We start from the raw sequence: 3,423 nt of genomic DNA, 5'->3' as shown, positions 1-3,423 counted from the left end.
GTGGCCGGCCGAGCGCCCGCCGCGAGGGACCCGCTGGCTGACCGCCTTCGCGACCGGGGCCATCGCCATGACGGCCCTGCCCGCGATCGCGGCGCTCGTCGGCGCGCTCATCGTCGGGGCGTCCATCGGCGACGCCGCGACCCTGGCCGACGCGGCCGGGCGGGCCGCCCTGGCCACCCCGCTCGCGGTCGTGGCAGCCGGGCTGGTCTACGCGCTGCTGGTGCTCGGCTCCGTTCGGCTGCTCGGTGTGGGCCTGCGGGAGGGGTACTACCCCGTGCGCAGCCGGATCGGCTGGCAGGTCTGGATGACCGAGCGAATCCTCGACGGCGCCCGAACGCTCCTGTTCCCGATCTACGCGAGCCTGCTCACCCCGATCTGGCTGCGCCTGCTCGGCGCTAAGGTGGGCGCCGGCGTGGAAGCCTCCACCGTGCTTCTCATCCCCGCCCTGACGACCATCGCCCCGGCCGCGTTTCTCGCCGACGACACCATGGTCGCCTGCTATGAACTCGGCGGCGGCTGGCTGCACATCGGGCCGGCCAAGATCGGCCGCCGGGCGTTCCTCGGCAACAGCGGCATGGCGGGCGCGGGCCGCACGGTGCCGCGCAACGGGCTCGTCGCGGTGCTCTCCTCCACGCCGCGCAAGGCGAAACGCGGGTCGTCCTGGCTGGGCAACCCGCCCGAACGGCTGCGCCGCACGGTGACGGATGTCGACGAGGCCCGCACCTTCCACCCACCGGCCCGGCTCGTCACCTGGCGGGCGCTGTGGGAGATGCTCCGGATCATGCCGGTCATCGTCACGGTCCTGATCGCCCTCGGCGTGCTCGTCGCCCTTGATGCGCTCTGGCTCACCATCGGCCTGGGGTGGACGATCGCGCTCTCGGGTCTGGTGCTGCTGGCGGCGGGGGCCGTCGCCGCCCTGGTGACCACGGCCGCGAAGTGGTTGCTGGTGGGCCGGATCGACGCTACGGAACATCCGCTCTGGTCGTCGTTCATCTGGCGCAACGAGGTGTCGGACAGCTTCGTCGAGATGGTCGCCCGACCCTGGTTCGCGGCGAAGGCGGCCGGCACGCCGGCGCTCGCCGTGTGGCTTCGCACTCTCGGCGCGCACATCGGGTACGGCGTGTGGTGCGAGACCTACTGGCTGCCGGAGGCGGACCTGGTGAGCATCAAAGACGGTGCGACCGTGAACCGGGGCTGCGTGGTGCAGACGCACCTGTTCCACGACCGCATCATGCAATTGGACCGGGTCACCCTGGCGGCGGGCGCCACGCTCGGGCCGCACAGCGTGATTCTGCCGGCGGCCGACATCGAGGAGGGCGCCACTGTGGGGCCTGCCTCGCTGGTGATGCGCGGGGAACGCGTGCCGGCCGGGTCGGTGTGGTCGGGCAACCCCATTTCGCCGTGGCGCAGTCTGCCATGGTGGACTTGACGCCCACCATGCCTCGCACCCCACCGCCCTCAGGCCCCGCTCAGAGCCCGGCCAAGCGCCTCACCCCGCTGCCGCCCAGATCCGCGCTCGGCCCGGCCGGCGTTCGAGGGGCCGCTCCCACCCACGGCGCCGCCACCGCGGGCGACCCGTACCTGCCGGGCAACGGAAACGGCGGTTACCTCGCCCTGCACTACGACCTGAACCTCGACTACCGGGTGACCACCAACCAGTTGCGGGCCACAGCCACCGTGCAGGCCCGGGCATCGATGAGGCTGGACCGGTTCAGCCTCGACTTCGATGGTCTCACTGTGGACCGGGTCACCGTCGACGGGGTGCGGGCGTTGAAGGTGAGCCAGAGCGCGCGCAAGCTCACCATCACGGTGGTGGCGACGATCGAGGCCGGGGCTCTGTTCGAGGTGATCGTGCGGTATCGCGGCGCGCCGCATCCGTTGAAGAGCATCTGGGGCGAGGTCGGCTGGGAGGAACTCGACGACGGCGTGCTCGTGGCCGGCCAACCGACCGGGTCGGCGTCGTGGTTCCCCTGCAACGACCACCCCAGCAACAAGGCCTCGTTCCGCATCCGGGTCAGCTGCGAGGACCCCTACACGGTCGTGGCGAACGGTACGCTGATCGCGCGCACGACGCGGTCTGGCCGCACCAGCTGGACCTACGAGGTGAAGGAGCCGATGGCTACTTACCTGGCCACGGTGCTGATCGGCCGTTACCGGCGCACCGACGCCACCGCCGCCCCGGTGGCCCAACGCATCTTCTTCCCGGCAAACCTCGCCCGCGAGGTGGCGGTGGACTTCGCCCGACTTCCGGAGATGATCTCCCTCTTCGCCGACCGCTTCGGTCCCTACCCGTTCGACGCCTACTCGGTCGTTGTCACCGACGACGAGCTGGAGATCCCGCTCGAGGCCCACGGCCTCGCCATTTTCGGTCGCAACCACGTCGACGGTGCGCACGGCAGCGACCGGCTGATCGCCCACGAACTGGCCCACCAGTGGTTCGGCAACAGCCTGACCGTCATGCGGTGGCAGGATATCTGGCTGCACGAGGGGTTCGCCTGCTACGCCGAGTGGCTGTGGGCGGAGGCCGGCGGTGGACCAACGGCCGATGCGAGTGCCGCCGTGCACCGGACCGAGATCGAGGCCCTGCCACGGGACATCGTCGTCGGCGAACCGGGGCCGCACGACATGTTCGACGACCGGGTCTACAAGCGCGGCGCCCTGGCCCTGCACGCGGTGCGCCGGTCGCTCGGCGACGACGCCTTCTTCGGCGCCGTGCGCGCCTACACGCGGGCGCGCCGCCACGGTTCCATCACTACCGAAGACCTTGTGGAGTTCCTTTCCGTGCACACCGATAGCGGTGAAATTCGCCGGATCGTCGACCGCTGGATCTATCGGAGCGCCCTGCCCATGCTCTAGGCGAGGTTGGCTGGTCCAGCCGACCGACCCTCCCGCCCGGCGTCGAACCGATACGACGGAGATTCTCTCGAATGAGAGTCATTTTCCGGTTTTTGAGCCCCTTTCGGCCAGAATCTCCGTCGAATTCGTTCGGGGCGGAGTGCTGTACGGCGGTCTCGAACTCAACCGGCTAGGCCGGACCATTCAGGTGGTGACGGATGTCCGCATTCGACACGATATGCACGGTCGGCCCGTCCGCGGCGCGCCTGCCCTCGCCGAGAACGGCCACCGTGCCGACGAGCACCGTGCCGACGAGCGCCGTGCCGACGAGCGCCGTGTCCACGTACTCGGCACCCATAAGCGCCGCACCCGGGTCGAAGTCGCGAAGCCCAATCGCGTCGACGTCAACGTCAACGTCGGCTCCGCGCCAGGCGTCGAGGCGCGGCGAGCCCCGGCCGCCGCCGCCCGGCAACGAGACGGTCAGGTTGCGCGGGTCCACTCGGAGCCCGTCGCCCGTGCACTTCAGCACCGCCTCCTTCGCGGTCCACAACCGGGCCCGCGCGCGTGCGGTTTCGGCGGCGCCCGCGG

At 70.7% G+C, this 3,423-nt stretch carries 3 protein-coding genes; 2 read left to right on the top strand and 1 reads right to left on the bottom strand.

All coding sequences use genetic code 11. The features are described 5' to 3' along the window. A partial coding sequence (locus E3N94_RS02250) for a Pls/PosA family non-ribosomal peptide synthetase (RefSeq protein WP_347232680.1) occupies nt 1-1,429 on the top strand: 1,429 nt, incomplete at its 5' end. An 8-nt stretch (nt 1,430-1,437) separates the two neighbouring features. Beyond that, entirely contained in the window at nt 1,438-2,856 is a 1,419-nt protein-coding gene (locus E3N94_RS02245) for a M1 family metallopeptidase (RefSeq protein WP_134569696.1), read from the top strand. A 169-nt stretch (nt 2,857-3,025) separates the two neighbouring features. Here E3N94_RS02245 and E3N94_RS16800 read toward each other — a convergent pair. Further along, nucleotides 3,026-3,423: 4'-phosphopantetheinyl transferase superfamily protein (locus E3N94_RS16800; protein WP_194087967.1), on the bottom strand; the 398-nt coding region annotated here is incomplete at its 5' end.

Source organism: Cryobacterium sp. Sr3, from assembly GCF_004402835.1.
GTDB classification, from domain to species: Bacteria; Actinomycetota; Actinomycetes; order Actinomycetales; family Microbacteriaceae; genus Cryobacterium; species Cryobacterium sandaracinum.
The sequence above is the reverse complement of the archived record's forward strand: the minus strand, read 5'-3'. Positions and strand labels throughout refer to the sequence as shown.

Excerpts from the sequence above, each read along its gene's own strand:
- E3N94_RS02245 (WP_134569696.1), top strand. The coding sequence starts at position 1,438 with ATGCCTCGCACCCCACCGCCCTCAGGCCCCGCTCAGAGCCCGGCCAAG.